Origin of the sequence: Sphingomonas yunnanensis, from assembly GCF_019898765.1 — a bacterium.
GTDB classification, from domain to species: domain Bacteria; phylum Pseudomonadota; class Alphaproteobacteria; order Sphingomonadales; family Sphingomonadaceae; genus Sphingomonas; species Sphingomonas yunnanensis.
This window is the reverse complement of sequence record NZ_JAIOKB010000010.1, coordinates 60,835-77,085: the sequence shown is the minus strand read 5'-3', so window position 1 is coordinate 77,085 and position 16,251 is coordinate 60,835. Positions and strand designations below refer to the sequence as shown.

15 protein-coding genes are annotated in these 16,251 nt (G+C 70.4%); 4 read left to right on the top strand and 11 right to left on the bottom strand.

Translation table 11 applies throughout. The features are described 5' to 3' along the window. Positions 1-244: 244 nt before the first annotated feature. The 9 genes from polA to K7957_RS19180 form a co-directional block, all read right to left on the bottom strand. A complete protein-coding gene (gene polA, locus K7957_RS19215) occupies positions 245-3,025 on the bottom strand; it encodes a DNA polymerase I (RefSeq protein ID WP_223014344.1) in 2,781 nt (926 codons plus the stop codon). Between the two features lie 168 nt (positions 3,026-3,193). Continuing rightward, positions 3,194-4,321, bottom strand: coding sequence for a serine hydrolase (locus K7957_RS19210; RefSeq protein ID WP_223014342.1), 1,128 nt, complete (start codon positions 4,319-4,321; stop codon positions 3,194-3,196). Positions 4,322-4,453: 132 nt separating this feature from the next. Then, positions 4,454-6,037, bottom strand: a complete 1,584-nt coding sequence (nadB, locus tag K7957_RS19205) for an L-aspartate oxidase (protein ID WP_223014340.1) — start codon at positions 6,035-6,037, stop codon at positions 4,454-4,456. A gap of 203 nt (positions 6,038-6,240) precedes the next feature. Then, positions 6,241-7,194 (bottom strand): 3-keto-disaccharide hydrolase, encoded by a 954-nt coding sequence (locus K7957_RS19200; protein WP_343228475.1) that lies wholly within the window; start codon positions 7,192-7,194, stop codon positions 6,241-6,243. Between the two features lie 357 nt (positions 7,195-7,551). Further along, complete coding sequence (locus K7957_RS20630; RefSeq protein WP_258046665.1) at positions 7,552-7,686, bottom strand: hypothetical protein; 135 nt, start codon at positions 7,684-7,686, stop codon at positions 7,552-7,554. A 269-nt stretch (positions 7,687-7,955) separates the two neighbouring features. Continuing rightward, complete coding sequence (locus K7957_RS19195) at positions 7,956-9,377, bottom strand: ammonium transporter (protein WP_223014338.1); 1,422 nt, start codon at positions 9,375-9,377, stop codon at positions 7,956-7,958. Positions 9,378-9,388: 11 nt separating this feature from the next. Beyond that, positions 9,389-9,727: a P-II family nitrogen regulator gene (locus K7957_RS19190; RefSeq protein ID WP_132908565.1), complete on the bottom strand. Its 339-nt coding sequence runs from the start codon at positions 9,725-9,727 to the stop codon at positions 9,389-9,391. A gap of 348 nt (positions 9,728-10,075) precedes the next feature. After that, complete coding sequence (locus tag K7957_RS19185; protein WP_223014337.1) at positions 10,076-10,276, bottom strand: putative signal transducing protein; 201 nt, start codon at positions 10,274-10,276, stop codon at positions 10,076-10,078. Then, on the bottom strand, positions 10,276-10,827 hold the full coding sequence (locus K7957_RS19180; protein ID WP_223014336.1) for a pyridoxamine 5'-phosphate oxidase family protein: 552 nt from the start codon (positions 10,825-10,827) through the stop codon (positions 10,276-10,278). Before K7957_RS19180 ends, K7957_RS19185 begins: the two co-directional genes overlap by 1 nt. A 52-nt stretch (positions 10,828-10,879) precedes the next feature. Between K7957_RS19180 and K7957_RS19175 the strand changes: the two genes are divergently transcribed. Continuing rightward, on the top strand, positions 10,880-11,125 hold the full coding sequence (locus K7957_RS19175) for a type II toxin-antitoxin system CcdA family antitoxin (RefSeq protein WP_223014335.1): 246 nt from the start codon (positions 10,880-10,882) through the stop codon (positions 11,123-11,125). Then, complete coding sequence (locus K7957_RS19170; RefSeq protein WP_223014333.1) at positions 11,125-11,433, top strand: CcdB family protein; 309 nt, start codon at positions 11,125-11,127, stop codon at positions 11,431-11,433. Before K7957_RS19175 ends, K7957_RS19170 begins: the two co-directional genes overlap by 1 nt. A 16-nt stretch (positions 11,434-11,449) precedes the next feature. Here K7957_RS19170 and tldD read toward each other — a convergent pair whose 3' ends face one another. Next, positions 11,450-12,865 (bottom strand): metalloprotease TldD, encoded by a 1,416-nt coding sequence (gene tldD, locus K7957_RS19165; RefSeq protein WP_223014331.1) that lies wholly within the window; start codon positions 12,863-12,865, stop codon positions 11,450-11,452. Between the two features lie 264 nt (positions 12,866-13,129). Beyond that, positions 13,130-13,366 carry a zinc-finger domain-containing protein gene (locus K7957_RS19160; protein WP_223014486.1) on the bottom strand — a complete coding sequence of 79 codons (237 nt, stop codon included), beginning with the start codon at positions 13,364-13,366 and terminating at the stop codon, positions 13,130-13,132. A 99-nt stretch (positions 13,367-13,465) separates the two neighbouring features. On the opposite strand from K7957_RS19160, the gene K7957_RS19155 reads away from it, so the two are divergent. Together K7957_RS19155 and purH are read left to right on the top strand one after the other, a co-directional pair. Beyond that, on the top strand, positions 13,466-14,407 hold the full coding sequence (locus K7957_RS19155) for an ABC transporter ATP-binding protein (protein WP_223014329.1): 942 nt from the start codon (positions 13,466-13,468) through the stop codon (positions 14,405-14,407). Positions 14,408-14,574: 167 nt separating this feature from the next. Further along, positions 14,575-16,146: a bifunctional phosphoribosylaminoimidazolecarboxamide formyltransferase/IMP cyclohydrolase gene (gene purH, locus K7957_RS19150; RefSeq protein ID WP_223014327.1), complete on the top strand. Its 1,572-nt coding sequence runs from the start codon at positions 14,575-14,577 to the stop codon at positions 16,144-16,146. The last annotated feature ends 105 nt before the right edge of the window (positions 16,147-16,251 follow it).

The window sequence follows — 16,251 nt, the reverse complement described above, 5'->3', positions numbered from 1 at the left end:
GCCGGCTGCGGGCGCTGGAGCGCGGGCTCGGACGTTAGCGATCCTCCCCGCGCGCGGGGAGGGTCGTGCGGGTCGCCATGTCCCCCGGATATGGCTGGAATTGCCGGGGGCAATTCCACCTGCACGACAGCCGAAGGCTGGTGGAGGGGGCTATCCGCGCACGAACCGGGCCGTAAGCGGAAGTCCCCCTCCACCACGCCCCCTCCCCGTCCCGGGGAGGATCTAGAACGCGCCGCACGCTCCCTCAATGCGCCGCCCCCCAGCTCGCGCCGACGCCGATCTCCACGCCCAGCGGCACGTCGAGCGTCACCGCGGGCTCGGCCGCGGTCGCCATCACGCGCTCGATCACCGGGCGCGCCGCCTCGACGTCGCCCTCGGGCAGCTCGAACACGAGCTCGTCGTGCACCTGGAGCAGCATGCGCACATGCCCCAGCCCGGCCGCCGCCAGCGCCGGCTCCATCCGCGCCATCGCGCGCTTGATGATGTCGGCGCTGGTGCCCTGGATCGGCGCGTTGATCGCGGCGCGCTCGGCACCCTGGCGCTCGTGCTGCACCTTGCTGCGGATGCGCGGGAAATGCGTCTTCCGCCCGAAAAGGGTCGTGGTGTAGCCGCGCTCGCGCACCTGCGTCAGCGTCTCGGCGATATAGCGGTTGATGCCGGGGAAGCGCTCGAAATAGCGGTCGATCATCGCCTGTGCCTCGTCGGCGGAGATGTCGAGCCGCCCCGCCAGCCCCCAGCGCGAGATGCCGTAGAGGATCGCGAAGTTGATCGTCTTGGCGGAGGCGCGCGTGTCGCGCGTCACCTCGCCGAACAGCTCCTGCGCGGTGAGGCTGTGGATGTCGTCGCCGCGCGCGAACGCTTCCTTGAGCTGCGGCACGTCGGCCATGTGCGCGGCGAGGCGCAGCTCGATCTGCGAGTAATCGGCGGCGAGGATCACGTTGCCCGCGTCGGCGACGAAGGCGTCGCGGATCTGGCGCCCGGTCTCGGTGCGGATCGGGATGTTCTGGAGATTGGGATCGGTCGACGACAGCCGCCCGGTCTGCGCCCCGGTCAGCGAGTAGCTAGTGTGGACGCGGCCGGTGTCGGGGTGGATCTGCTCCTGCAGCGAGTCGGTGTAGGTGTTCTTGAGCTTGGTCAGCTGGCGCCAGTCGAGCACGCGCGCGGCGATCTCCGCGCCGGGTGAGTCCTTGTCGGCGGCCAGCCGCTCCAGCTCGGTGACGTCGGTGGAATAGACCCCGCTCTTGCCCTTGCGCCCGCCCTTGAGCCCCATCCGTTCGAACAGCACGTCGCCGAGCTGCTTGGGACTGCCGATCGTGAAGGGGCCGCCCGCCAGCGCATGGACCTGCGTCTCCAGGCCCGCGATCTGCGTCGAGAACTCGTCGGACAGCTGCGCCAGCCGCGCGCGCTCGACCTTGATGCCGTGGCGCTCCATCCGCGCGATCACCGCCACCAGAGGGCGGTCGACCATCTCGTAGACGCGCGTCGACCCCTCGATCGGCAGCCGCGGCTTGAACCGCCGCCACAGCCGCAGCGTGACATCGGCGTCCTCCGCGGCGTAGCGCGTCGCCGCCTTGAGATCGACCTCGTGGAAGCCGAGCGCCTTCTTGCCCGTGCCGACCACGTCCTTGTAGGCGATGCAGCTGTGCGACAGGTGCGTCGCGGCGAGCTCGTCCATGCCATGGCCGTGGCGCCCGGCGTCGAGGTCGAAGCTCATCACGATCGTGTCGTCATAGGGCGCGAGCGCGACCCCGCCCTGCGCCGCATAGGCGCGCTCGAGCACGATCAGGTCATACTTGAGATTGTGCCCGATCTTGAGCACGCTCGGGTCCTCGAGCAGCGGCTTGAGCTGCGCCAGCGCGAGGTCGCGGTCGAGCTGCGCCGGCTTCTCCGCGAACATGTCGCTCCCGCCATGGCCGAGCGGGACGTAGCAGGCGAGGTTGGGGGCGAGCGCGAGGCTGACCCCGACCAGCTCGGCCAGCATCGGGTCCTTGGCGGTGGTCTCGGTGTCGATCGCGACCCAACCCTGGTGTCGCGCGACCTGGATCCAGCGATCGAGCGCGCCCTCGTCGACCACGGTCTCGTAGCCGTCGTGGTCGCAGGCGGGCTCGTCGTCCTCGGCGGGGACGCCGACGGTCTCGGGCTGGGTCGCCTCGGCGACCTCGCCGAGCCGGGTGAGCAGCGAGCGGAAGCCGTGATGCTCGAGGAAGGCCCGCAGCGGTGCCTGCGGGATGCCCTCCGCGGGCAGCGCGAGCGAGTCGAGCGTGTCGGGCAGCGGCACGTCGCAGGCCAGCTCGACCAGTCTGCGGCTCATCCGCGCCGCCGCGGCGTGCTCGATCAGATTGTCGCGCAGCTTGCCCTTCTTCATCTCCGGCGCGGCGGCGAGCACCGCCTCGACGTCGCCGTGCTCGACGATCAGCTTGGCCGCGGTCTTGGGCCCGACCCCGGGGACGCCGGGGACGTTGTCGACGCTGTCCCCCATCAGCGCGAGCACGTCGCCGAGCTTGTCGGGGCCGACGCCGAACTTCTCCACCACCGCCTCGGGGCCGAGCCGGCGATTGTTCATCGTGTCGAGCATGTCGACCGACGGGTCGGTCATCAGCTGCATCAGATCCTTGTCGGAGCTGACGATGGTCACCTGCCAACCCTGCGCCAGCGCGGCCTTGGTGTAGCTGGCGATCAGGTCGTCCGCCTCCCAGCCCTGTTCCTCGATGCACGGCAGCGAGAAGGCGCGCGTGGCGTCGCGGATCATCGGGAACTGCGGGACGAGGTCCTCGGGCGGCGCCGGGCGATGCGCCTTATACTGGTCGTACAGCTCGTTGCGGAAGGTGGACGAGCTCTTGTCGAGGATCACTGCCATGTGCGTCGGCCCGTCGGCCTTGTGCAGCTCGTCGGCGAGCTTCCACAACATGGTGGTATAGCCATAGACCGCACCGACGGGCTCGCCGTGCTTGTTGGTCAGCGGCGGCAACCGATGGTAGGCGCGGAAGATGTAGCCCGATCCGTCGACGAGATAGAGGTGCGGCATCGCGCTGCCCTAAACCGGATTGGCCTTGTGGGAAACCGGGGTTGTGGAGGGACACGGCGCAAGCGCGGCAGCAACCCGGAGCCGAATCATCCACTCTGCCGTCATCCCGGGTCAAACCCGGGATGACGGCAGACCGCGGGTTCTCTCAGCGTTCTACTGCCAGCCGCCTCACGTCCCGTCCTCGTCCCCGCCCGCCGCGCGCGGTTGCGCGCCGGTGAGCGCGGCGCAGACATTCTGGATCAGCTGCTGGCGCATCCGCATCGGCGCGGCGGTGTCGCCGATCATCACCGCGATCGCGTAGCGCCGCCCGTCGGGCGCGGTGAGCAGGCCCACGTCGTTGAAGCCCGCGTTGCGCGCGCCGAAATCCTGCCCCGTGCCGGTCTTGTGCGCCACCTTCCAGCCAGGCGGCGTGGCGGCGCGCAGCCGGGCGTGACCGGTGCGCGAGGCCGCCATCGTGTCGAGCAGGATCCGCGTCGAGGTCTCGCTCAGCAGCTCGCCGCGCGCCAGCCGCGCCAGCGCGCCCGCGATCGCCACCGGCGCGGCGCCGTCCGGCGGGTTGTCGATGTAGCGCTGCAGGGCGGCGCGTCGCACCGCCGGGTCGAGCCGCGCGCGCGCCGCCTCGAAGCCGCGTCCCAGCGCCATCGACTGGGTCCACGTCAGCCCCGCGGTGCCGCTCTGGAGCAGCCGCTCGCCCGGGCCGAACTTGATCGCGCCGAGCTGGTGCCGGGCGATGAAGCGCCGTACCGCCGCGGGGCCACCGACCGCCGTGAGCAGCCGGTCGTTGGCGGTATTGTCGCTCTGCGTCAGCGCGCGGGTGAGCAGCCCGCCGACCGTCGTGCGATAGCCGTCGGCGCCGACCAGCCCGGCGATCGGCTGATGGAAGAGCGTGAGATCGTCGCGCGTGACCAGCACCGGGTCGTCGAGCGTGAGCCGGCCCTCGTCGCGCTGCGACAGCACGGTCATCGCCACCCAGGTCTTGCTGACGCTCTGCTGCGGCAGGCTGAGGTCGCCGCCCTGCTGCACCACCCAGTCCTCGTCGACCGCGACGATCGCCGCGCCCGCCTTGCCCGGGAAGTTCCGGATGAGCTGCTCGACGCGCGCCTGGAGCGCGCGCGGCGCGGCCGAGCGACGCGGCGGCGGGGGCGGCGGCACCGCGGCGAGCGGCACCGGGATCGACACGAGCGGCTTGGGCGGTGCCGCGGGGATGAGCGCGGAGCCCGCGCCCGCGCCGCAGCCGGCGATCAGCAGCGACCAGGCGATGATCGCGGCCCGACGCCCGAATGTCTTACTACCCATGTCCGCCGCCACCAACCCCGCTTGACTCACGCCTGTGGACAATAATGGCGCGGACACAAAGTGCTGCGACTCGCCGCTGCGACGATCCTTGGCCGCGGCGCGACGAACGGTGGGGCGTGCCCGCTCCACGGCTCAGGCGCGCGGCACCAGCACGGTGTCGGCGGGCTGATCGAGCGTCTCGGGCCAGTCGAGCGTGAAGTGCAGCCCGCGGCTCTCGTGCCGGTGCAGCGCCGAGCGGACGATCAGCTCGGCCACCTGGAGCAGGTTGCGCAGCTCGATCAGGTCGGGGGTGACGCGGAAATGGCCGTAATAATCCTCCACCTCGCTGCGCAGCAGGTCGATGCGGTGCTGCGCGCGCTCGAGCCGCTTGGTGGTGCGGACGATCCCGACGTAATTCCACATGAAGCGGCGGATCTCGGTCCAGTTCTGCTTGATCACCACCTCCTCGTCGGAGTCGGTGACGCGGCTCTCGTCCCAGGCGCGCACCGCGGGGGGCGGCGGCAGCGCGTCCCAATGCTGCGCGATATGCTGCGCCGCCGCCTCCCCGAAGACGAAGCATTCGAGCAGCGAGTTGGAGGCGAGCCGGTTGGCGCCGTGCAGCCCCGACTGCGTACACTCGCCCGCGGCGTAGAGGCCGGGCAGGTCGGTGCGGCCGTCGCGGTCCACCACGATCCCGCCGCAGGTGTAATGCTGCGCGGGCACCACCGGGATCGGCTGCGTGGTCATGTCGATACCCAGCCCGAGCAGCTTCTCATGGATGTTGGGGAAATGCGCGCGCACGAACGCGGCGGGCATGTGGCTGATGTCGAGGTGGACGAAGTCGAGGCCGTAGCGCTTGATCTCGGCGTCGATCGCGCGCGCGACGACGTCGCGCGGGGCGAGCTCGAGCCGGTCGTCGTACCACGGCATGAAGCGCCGCCCGGTGGTGGGATTGATCAGATGCCCGCCCTCGCCGCGTACCGCCTCGGTGATCAGGAAGTTCTTGACCTCGAGATGGTACAGGCAGGTGGGGTGGAACTGCATGAATTCCATGTTGGCGACGCGCGCGCCGGCGCGCCACGCCATCGCGATCCCGTCCCCGGTGGCGCCGCGCGGCGCGGTGGAGAAGAGGTAGGTCCGCCCCGCCCCGCCCGTCGCCAGGATCGTCGCGCGCGCGGTGTGCACCTCGACCGCGCCGGTGCGCCGGTCGATCGCGTAGACGCCCCAGACGTTGCCCGCGCCCGAGTAGCGTTCCTCGTGGCGGCTGGTGGCGAGGTCGATCGCGACCTGGTCGGGGACGAGCGTGATATTGGGATGCGCCTCGGCGGCGCGCTGCAGCGCCTCCTGCACCGCCCAGCCGGTCGCGTCGGCGACGTGGACGATGCGGCGGTGCGAGTGGCCGCCCTCGCGCGTCAGGTGGAGCGCGCCCCCCTCCTCGGCGAAGGGCACGCCGAGCGCGCGCAGCCGCTCGATCGCGGCGGGGGCGCGCTCGACCACGAACTCGACGATCGCGCGGTCGTTGAGCCCGGCGCCCGCGACCATCGTGTCCTCGACATGGTGCTCGAACGTGTCGCCGGGCTCGAGCACCGCGGCGATCCCGCCCTGCGCCCAGGCGGTGCTGCCCTCGTTGAGCGCGCCCTTGGCGAGAACGGTGACCGTGAAGCGGTCGGCCAGGTTGAGCGCCGCGGTGAGGCCGGCGGCGCCCGACCCGACGATCAGGACATCGCCCTGCGTCATGCGCTTGGCCCGCGAATGTTGCGAATGTTGAGTCGCTGGCGCGTGTCGCGCGGGGTGTGAACCTTGGATCGGCGGCGGGCGGGGCGCGGGTGGCGGTCGGGCTCTGGACGGGGCATGACGCTCATGTGGCACAGCTGCGGCCATTTAGGACAGCGCGAGTTGCTGCTCCATTCCTCCCCGTGCCGGGAAGGAGTTATAGGCCCTCACTCCTTCACCACGACCCGCGGCAGCCGGTCGATCGGCTCGACCGTGATGTCGCGGAACCAGGTCTCCGCCCCCTCCGACTGGAGCTGCACGCTCCCATGCGTCAGCGGCGTCCGCTTCCCCGCGGCGTCGACGGTCGCCAGCCCCTCCACCACCATCACCGGCACGCCGTTGACGACGTGGACCGCGCGGTCGCCGAGCACGTATAGGTCGAGCGTGTTCCACTGCCCCGCCGGCTTCTCCGCGTCGCGCGCGTTCTCGACGTTCCAGATCAGCGTGCCGTTGACGATCTCGACCGTCCGCCCGTCCTTCCGGTAGCGCACCGGTGGCGAGGCGAGCGACGGGTCGAGCGCGGCGGTGGTGCGCAGGCGCACGTCGCGCCCGACCGCGACCGCCATGCCGGTCGAGCCCTGCATGATCTCGAACTCGACCGAGGGCTGCCACGTGCCGAACACCGCGCCCGGCGCGCCATGGGTGTGGTAGAGCAGGCCGTTGTTGGGCGGCTGGCCGAGCCGCGGCGCCCAGCGCCGTGCACCCCAGCGATAGTGCAGCCGCAGGTGATAGTCGCGCAGGTCGGCCTCGTGGACGAGCGCCCCCCAGGTCTCGCCCTTGACCCAGAGCGCTGGACGGCCGTCGATCCGGCGCACCGCGAAGTCGCCCGCGGTGTCGCGCGTCGTGCCGATCGGCGTGGCGCCGGGCCGGTCGCGATAGGTCACCGACGGGTCGGGATAGCCCAGCCACGGGTGCCAGCCGTCGAGGTCGCGACCGTTGAGCAGCGCGCGCGCTTTGCCCGTGGCGCGGGGCACGTCGGCGAGGACGAGCGTCTGCGGGCGCGCGACGGTGTCGCCGACGATCGCCCGCGCCTGCGCCAGCTGTGCGGGGGTGGCGGGTGCCTGCGCGGTGGCGGGAGCGGACAGCGCCGCGGCGGCGAGCCCTATCAAGATCGGTCGCACGCTGTTTCCCCTCCCGTGGCGTCGTTTGCCCGGAGGTATCGCAGGCGCACGCCGCGAGAACAATGGGCGGTGGGAACGTTCCCGGAAGGGGGTGGGGTTGGAAGGCTCTGACGGCGACGCCGAGCGGGCCGGGCCGCCTTCCCCCACCCGTCATCCCCCCGCGAAGGTGGGGATCCCTACACGCTGACGTCTCGACTTCTGCCAGGACCTGCGCGTCTGGATCCCCGCCTCCGCGGGGATGACGAAAGTGGAAGGTGCGGGCGATGAAGGTCGGAGGGGAGGTGGGGCAGCACCACAGCCGTCCGCGACGCCGTCAACGAAGCCTCGACGCCTCGCGACGACCAACCGTTTCGACCCTCAGCGCAACACCCACTCGCCCAGGAACACTACCGCGTCGGCGGCGAATTGCGCGAGATAGACGGCGGCGGTGAAGGCGGCCGCCGCCCCGACGACCACCGCGCCCTGCTCGCCGACATGTTTGATCGTCGTCATGGCACATCCTCTCCTCTGCGGAGCCGGGGCCACGATTCCCGGGGTCGCCCGGCTCTCGCCTCCGTAGATAGCGATTCACCGCGGCCTTGACCATCCTGCGGCGCAGCATGGGTGCAGCATAGCGATGCTCATCATGCTTCTACGACGGCAGGAACAGGCCTGCTCAGAACGCAAAAAAAGGCCCGGTATGTCGCCATACCGGGCCGAGGAGCGTCCGCAGGAGGAACATCGTGGGCGGGCGGCGGCCTGAGGCGCCGCCCGCGATCTCGTCAGTAATTGTAGGCGCGCTCGCCGTGCTCGTTGATGTCGAGGCCTTCGCTCTCGACCTCGAGCGACGGACGCAGCCCCATCGTGGCCTTGAGCCCGAGGAACAGCACCGCCGAGACGCCGCCCGACAGCACCAGCGTCAGCACCACCGCCTTGATCTGGGTCCAGACCTGCCCGGCGATATCATAGCTGCCCGCGACCGAGGGAAACTGGGTATAGTCGATCCAGCCCTGCCCGCCGAGCGACGGCGCCGCGACGATGCCGGTCCCGATCGCGCCGATGATCCCGCCGACGCAGTGGATGCCGAACACGTCGAGCGTGTCGTCATAGCCGAGCTTGTTCTTCACGGTGGTGACGAAGAAGAAGCACACCACGCTCGCCACCATGCCGAGGAGGATCGAGGTCATCGGCGCGGCGAAGCCCGCCGCCGGGGTGATCGCGACCAGCCCCGCGACCGCACCCGACACGCCGCCGAGCAGCGAAGGCTTCTTGTGCACCACCTGCTCGATCACCGCCCAGGCGACCGCGGCCCCCGCGGTGGCGACAAAGGTGTTGATGAAGGCGAGCGCGGCGGCGCCGTTGGCCTCGAGGTTCGAACCCGCGTTGAAGCCGAACCAGCCGACCCACAGCAGGGAGGCGCCGATCATCGTCATCGTCAGCGAGTGCGGCGGCATCGGCTCGCTCTTGTAGCCGTGACGCTTGCCGATGATGAGGCAGCCGACCAGCCCGGCGATGCCCGCGTTGATGTGGACCACCGTGCCGCCCGCGAAGTCGAGCGCGCCCCAGCCGTAGAGCAGGCCCGCGTCGGTCGGCGCGTCGGCGAGGAAGTCCGGGCCGGCCCAGTACCACACCATGTGCGCCATCGGGAAATAGACGATCGTCAGCCACAGCACGACGAAGATCAGCAGCGGGGTGAACTTCACCCGCTCGGCGAAGGCGCCGACGATCAGCGCCGGCGTGATGCAGGCGAAGGTCATCTGGAAGCAGATGAAGGCATATTCGGGGATATAGACGTTGTTGCTGAAGGTCGCCGCGGCGGAGCCGGGGCCGACGCCCGCGAGGAACGCCTTGGAGAGCCCGCCGACGAAGGCGTTGCCGCCGGTGAAGGCGAGGCTGTAGCCCCAACTGACCCAGACCAGGCTGGCGACGCAGACGATCATCAGCACCTGCATCAGCACGCTGAGCATGTTCTTGGTGCGCACCAGCCCGCCGTAGAACAGCGCGAGGCCGGGCACCGACATCATCAGCACCAGGACGGCCGAGATCATCATCCAGGTGGTGTCACCCTTGTTGACCATCGTCGCCATCTGCTCGGCGTTGGGCGCGCGCACCGGCCCGGCGGCCTGCGCCAGCGCGGGCACGGCGGCCAGCGCCGCGATCGTCGCCACCGCCCCCGCGGCGGCGATCTTGCGTGAAAGTCTCATCCCGTCCCCCCTCACAGCGCGCTGTCGTCGGTCTCGCCGGTGCGGATCCGCACCGCCTGGCCGACGTCGAGCACGAAGATCTTGCCGTCGCCGATCGCCCCGGTGTTGGCCGCGGCCTGGATCGCCTCGACCACGCGGTCGGCGATGTCGCTGCCGCAGACGATCTCGATCTTGATCTTGGGCACCATGTTGGTGCTGTACTCGGCGCCGCGGTAGATCTCGGTCTGGCCCTTCTGCCGACCGAACCCCTTCACCTCGGACACCGTCATCCCCGCCACGCCGACGCCGGTGAGCGCTTCCCTCACCTCGTCGAGCTTGAACGGCTTGATGATCGCTATGACCAGCTTCATCGCGCCCCCTTTTGCGTCTACCCGGGAAGACGCTTCGCAAGGTGCGTGCCAGTTGATCGAAGCGGGTGCTTCGGGAGGAAATCGGTCGATGACGAAGCCCGTTCAGGCTGTCGCGCCCTTTCGCCACCCTTCGTCATCCCCGCGACGCGGGGGATCCATATACGCCAATGTAGCGGCTGGATTTTCCGGCGTTAGCGCCTCTGGATCCCCGCTTTAGCCGGGATGACGATCTGTGCGAGGCGCAGAGAGTTCGGGAGAGCAGGACATGAGGTTGGCTCGGCCGCTCACTTCCCATTTCCCGTTAACCACTGTTAAACTTTTGTGCAGCGCCGCGAGACTGCCCGAAAATCAGGCACCCTCCGCTACGGCGCGCGCGGCATCGAGATCACCCTCATCGACCATGACGCGCACCGGGATCAGCAGCCAGCTACCGTCGGCGATCGAGGCGCCGCCGTCGAACGCGAGCGCGTCGATCCCCTCGTACCTGAGCCGGCTGACCAGGATGTTGGCGAGGTTGCGGTCGTAACGGCCGAGCTCCACCAGCGCCATCAGGCGGGCACCACGGTGGGATTGCGCACCGGCAGCCCGTCGATGCTCGCGGTCCGCACCGCATATTTGGCGAAGCGCGCCGAGTCGGGGTTGGCGGCGTGATATTTGTTAAGCGTCGCGCGCTCCTGCTCGAACGCCATGTGCGGCACGCCCCAGCCGCACGACGTCTGCACCTGCTCCACCGCGACGACGAAGATCTGCCGGGTGCCGGGCAGCAGCGTGAAATGGGGGGCAAGGTCGCCCCACTCGGCGTCCTGCGGCAGCACCGCGCGCCCGCGGCCATAGATGCGGAAGATCAGAGCGGGATTGTCGAAGGCGCAGAACATGATCGTGATGCGCCCATCGGCGAGCAGGTGCGCGTTGGTCTCGTTGCCCGAGCCGGCGACGTCGAGATAGGCGACCGTCGTGTCGTTCAGCACGCGGAACGTATCCATGCCCTTGGGGCTGAGATTGATCCGCGCACCCTCCGCGGCCGTCGCGACGAAGAACACCGGCTGGCGCGCGACGAAGGCGCGATGCGCGTCGGTGAGGGTGGGGAAGAACTCGGCCATGGCAGTCTGGCTCCGGTTTGACGCGCCTGCGGCATGCGCATAATCTACGCGCATGAAGCATGATCGCATCGCCTCGGGCAAGCGCCGATCGGTCAACATGACGATCGACACCGGCGTCGTCGCCGCCGCGCGCGAGGCGGGGATCAACCTGTCGCAGGTGGCCGAGGCGGCGATCAGAGAGGCTGCACAGGCGGAGCGCAACCGTCAGTGGCGCGAGGACAATCGCGAGTGGATGGAGGCGAACAACAAGTGGGTCGAGGAGAACGGCCTGCCGCTGGAACGCTATCGCCTGTTCTGATGGCCAAGTTCGACGTCTACGTGACGACGCATGGCGGGCTCGTCCTCGATTGCCAGACCAACGTGCTGAGCGGGCTCAACAGCCGCTTCGTCGTGCCGCTCAGCGACGACCCGGGTGACGAGACGGCACGCGGGCGCCCGGATCGCCGGCTCAACCCGCGCTTCCAGATCGACGGCCACTCGTACACGATGCTCACACATCTTGCCGCCGCCATACCCACCATGGAGCTGCGGTCACGCCGCACGTCGTTGGCGGCGCACGATTATGAGATCAGCGCCGCGCTCGACATGCTGATCTCCGGCTTCTAGCGCCGCGCGCGACCGCTCACGCCGTCCCGCCCACCGTCAGCCCGCCGATCAGCAGCGAGGGCTGGCCGACGCCCGCGGGGACGCTCTGCCCGCCCTTGCCGCACATGCCGACGCCCTCGTCGAGCGCGAAGTCGGTGCCGATGCCCTGGACCTTGGTCAGCACGCTCGGCCCGTCGCCGATCAGCGTCGCGCCCTTGATCGGCGCGCCGATCCGCCCGTCCTCGACCAGATAGGCCTCGGTACAGGAGAAGACGAACTTGCCCGAGACGATGTCGACCTGCCCGCCGCCGAACGACTTGGCGAAGATGCCGCGCTTCACCCGCGACAGCAGCTCGGCGGGATCGTCCTGCCCCGCCTTCATGAAGGTGTTGGTCATGCGCGGCATCGGCGCGTGCGCGAAGCTCTCGCGCCGGCCGTTGCCCGTAGGCGCCACCCCCATCAGCCGCGCGTTGAGCCGGTCCTGCATATAGCCGCGCAGGATGCCGTCCTCGATCAGCAGCGTCTCGCGCGTGGGCGTGCCCTCGTCGTCGATGGTGAGGCTGCCGCGGCGATCCTGGATGGCGCCGTCGTCGACGATCGTCACGCCCGGCGCGGCGACCCGCTCGCCGATCCGCCCCGAGAAGGCGCTGGTGCCCTTGCGATTGAAGTCGCCCTCCAGCCCGTGGCCGATCGCCTCGTGGAGCAGGATGCCGGGCCAGCCCGCGCCGAGCAGCACGGTCATCTCGCCCGCGGGCGCGGCGACCGACTCGAGGTTGACCAAAGCCTGCGCGAGCGCCTCCTCGATCGCACGATGCCAGGTCGCGGGCTCGAACAACGAGTCGTAGAGGTAGCGACCGCCCAGCCCGAAGCTGCCGGTCTCGCGGCGGCCGTTCTGCTCGGCGACGATCGACACGTTGAGCCGCACCAGCGGGCGCACGTCGGTGGCGACGAAGCCGTCGGGGCGAACGATCTCGACCACGCTCCACGTCCCGGACAGCCCGACCGAGACCTGCGCCACGCGCGGGTCGCGCGCGCGCGCGGCGGCGTCGATCGCCTGGCAGAGCGCGACCTTGTCGGCGAAGGGCACGAGGTCGAGCGGGTCGGCGTCGGTGTAGCGGCGCTGGTTGGTGCGCGCGGGCGCCGCGGCGCGCGGCTGCGCCGAGGGGTCGATCAGCCGCATCGTCGCGGCGGCGCGCTCGATCGCGGCGGCGCTGAGCTCGTTGGCATGCGCGAAGGCGGTCATCTCGCCCGAGACCGCGCGCAGCCCGAAGCCCGCGTGCGTGTCGTAGCTCGCGGTCTTGAGCCGGCCGTCGTCGAAGCCGAACGCCTCGGCGCGGCGGTACTGGAGATAGAGCTCGCCGTCGTCGGCGCGGTCGAGCGCGGCGGCGGTGAGCCGCAGTGCCGCGTCGGGGTCGAGCGAGTCGCGGTAGAGAAAGGAGCGCGGGTCGGTCATCGCATCAAGATAGGGTCGCGGGTGGCCGCGCGCCACTCGTCAGGCAAGGGGTTGCTGCTTGGAGGTGACGTTCGGGCTAGATCGATCCTCCCCTGCAGGGGAGGTGGCAGCGCGTGGCGCTGACGGAGGGGTATCGCCGCCGGCAAAGGGCGCTCGATTCAGCACGCGCGACACCCCTCCGTCACGCCGTCGGCGTGCCACCTCCCCTTACAGAGGAGGATCGAGCGAGCGCTCTGATCGAAACTCTTCCGTATCGCGCGCGCCTTACTGCGGGCTCGCACCTTCCGAGATGTCGGGCAGCTGGCTATGGTCGGCGCCGTCGGCCGGGCCGCCGATCAGCACGAAGCGTCGGTCGCAATAGCCGCAGTCGACATAACCGTGCTCGTCGACCTGGAGCCACACGCGCGGATGGCCCAGCGCGGCGCCGCCGGGGATGTCGCTCGCGCCGTCGCAGGCGACGCGGGGTTGCGAGACGCGGACGAGTTCGGGCGGCGGCAGCATGGCCGAGGCGATTAGCAAGCGCCGCCGCCCGAGACAATCCCGCCGCGTCCGCGCCATGCAGGATTGGCAAGCCCCGCGCGCGCGCCTACCTCCGCGCGCATGACCGACGCCGCCATCGCCATCCGGGACCTGTGCAAGACCTATGCGGGCGTCGGCGGCGCGCCGGGCAAGCGCGCGCTCGACGGGGTCAGCTTCGAGGTGCCGCGCGGCTCGATCTTCGGCCTGCTCGGCCCCAACGGCGCGGGCAAGTCGACGCTGATCAACATCCTCGCCGGACTGGTCAACAAGACCAGCGGCAGCGCCGAGATCTGGGGCTTCGACATCGACGCGCACCCGCGCAACGCCAAGGCCTCGATCGGGATCGTCAACCAGGAGATCCTGTTCGACCCCTTCTTCACCCCCGTCGAGACGCTCGAGATCCAGGCCGGGTTGTACGGCGTACCCAAGAAGGAGCGGCGCTCGATGGAGCTGCTGCGCGCGGTCCACCTCGAGGACAAGGCCGATGCCTATGCCCGCACGCTGTCGGGCGGCATGAAGCGGCGGCTGATGGTGGCCAAGGCGATGGTCCACGCCCCGCCGGTGCTGGTGCTCGACGAGCCGACCGCGGGCGTGGACATCGAGCTGCGCCAGCAGCTATGGACCTATGTGCGCGGCCTCAACGAGGCGGGCGTGACGGTGGTGCTGACGACGCACTATCTCGAGGAGGCCGAGGAGCTGTGCGATCGCATCGCGATCATCAGCGGCGGCCGCGTGATCGCCAACGAGCCCACCGCCGAGCTGGTCGGGAAAGCGCAGGAGAAGGTGGTCGCGGTCACGGTCGACCGCGACGTCGCGGTGGTGCCCGAGAACGCCTGTTTCGGGAAGATCGCGCTCAAGGGCACGCGCACGCTCGAGATCACCTACGCCAAGGACCGGGTCAACGCGGGCGAGGTGCTGGGCGCGGTCCAGGCCGGTGGCTATGGCATCGTCGACGTCTCGACCAAGGAGCCCGACCTGGAGGACGTGTTCCTCAACCTGACGCGCGCGGCGAGCGGGCGCTGAGCGGGGCGTGCTCCTGCGAACGCAGGAGCCCAGTACCACTCGCGTTGCCCCTTGTTGCTCTGGGCTCCCGCGTGCGCGGGAGCACGGGAAGGCGTTCGGCGACCACACAGCCCCGGCCCCCGAACGGACGCTTGAGCCACCGCGCGCGCCCGCGTAAGCGCGCGCGCATGAGCATCATCCCGATCCGCCGCGCGCTCCTGTCCGTCTCGGACAAGAGCGGCATCGTCGACCTCGCCATCGCACTCGCCGACAAGGGGGTGGAGCTGGTCTCGACCGGCGGGACCGCCAAGGCGCTGCGCGACGCCGGGCTCGAGGTACGCGACATCAGCGACCTGACCGGCTTCCCCGAGATGATGGACGGCCGCGTCAAGACGCTCCATCCCAAGGTCCACGGCGGCCTGCTCGCGGTGCGCGACGACGCGGCGCACGCAGGGGCGATGCGCGAGCATGACATCGGCGCGATCGATCTCGTCGTCGTCAACCTCTACCCGTTCGAGCAGACCGTCGCCAAGGGCGCGGCACGCGACGAGGTGGTCGAGAATATCGACATCGGCGGCCCGTCGATGGTGCGCTCCGCGGCGAAGAACCACCTCTATGTCGCGATCGTCACCGACCCCGCCGACTACGCGCTGGTGGCGCGCGGCGAGACCGACCTGGCCGAGCGCAAGCGGCTCGCCGCCAAGGCCTATGCGCTCACCGCCGGCTATGACGGCGCGATCGCGCGCTGGTTCGCGGGGACCGACCAGGGCGAGACCTTCCCCGCCACGCTGCCGCTGACGCTGCGCCGCGCCGGCGAGGCGCTGCGCTACGGCGAGAACCCGCACCAGCGGGCCGCCTTCTACGCGTCGTCCGACGGCGTCGCGGGCATCGGCCAGGCCCGGCAGGTCCAGGGCAAGGCGCTGAGCTACAACAATTACAACGACGCGGACGCGGCGCTGGAGCTGGTCGCCGAGTTCCACGAGGCGGCGCCGACCTGCGTCATCGTCAAGCACGCCAACCCGTGCGGCGTCGCCACCGCCGCGACGCTGGCCGAGGCGTATCAGGCCGCCTTCGCCTGCGACACGGTGAGCGCGTTCGGCGGCATCATCGCGGTCAACCGCGCGCTCGACCGCGCCACCGCCGAGGCGATCACGGGCATCTTCACCGAGGTGGTGGTCGCGCCCGACGCCGACGACGAGGCGCTGGCTTTGTTCGCCGCCAAGAAGAACCTGCGGCTGCTGCTCACCGGCGCACTGCCGGATCCGCGCCGTGACGGGCTCACCGCCAAGTCGATCGCGGGCGGCTGGCTGGTCCAGTCGCGCGACGGCGGCGCGGTGGCGCGCGCCGACCTCCAGGTGGTGACCAAGCGCCAGCCGAGCGAGCAGGAGCTCGCCGACTGCCTGTTCGCCTGGACGGTGGCCAAGCACGTCAAGTCCAACGCGATCGTCTATGCCAAGGACGGTGCCACCGCGGGCGTCGGCGCGGGGCAGATGAACCGGCTCGAATCGGCGCGGATCGCGGCGTGGAAGGCGAAGGACGCCGCCGACAAGGCGGGCTGGGCGAGCCCGCGCACGATCGGCTCGGCGGTCGCGTCCGACGCCTTCTTCCCCTTCGCCGACGGGCTGCTGGCGGCGGTCGAGGCGGGTGCCACCGCGGTGATCCAGCCGGGCGGCTCGATCCGCGACGAGGAGGTGATCGCCGCCGCCGACGCCGCCGGGCTGGCGATGGTGTTCACCGGGATGCGCCACTTCCGCCACTGAGGGGAGCGGCACGCGTGCTAGCGCGCGCGTGTTCCTGCGGACGCAGGAACCCAGTGTCGCGGAGCGCGACGCTTGTGGCTCTGGGCTCCTGCTTCGGCAGGAGCA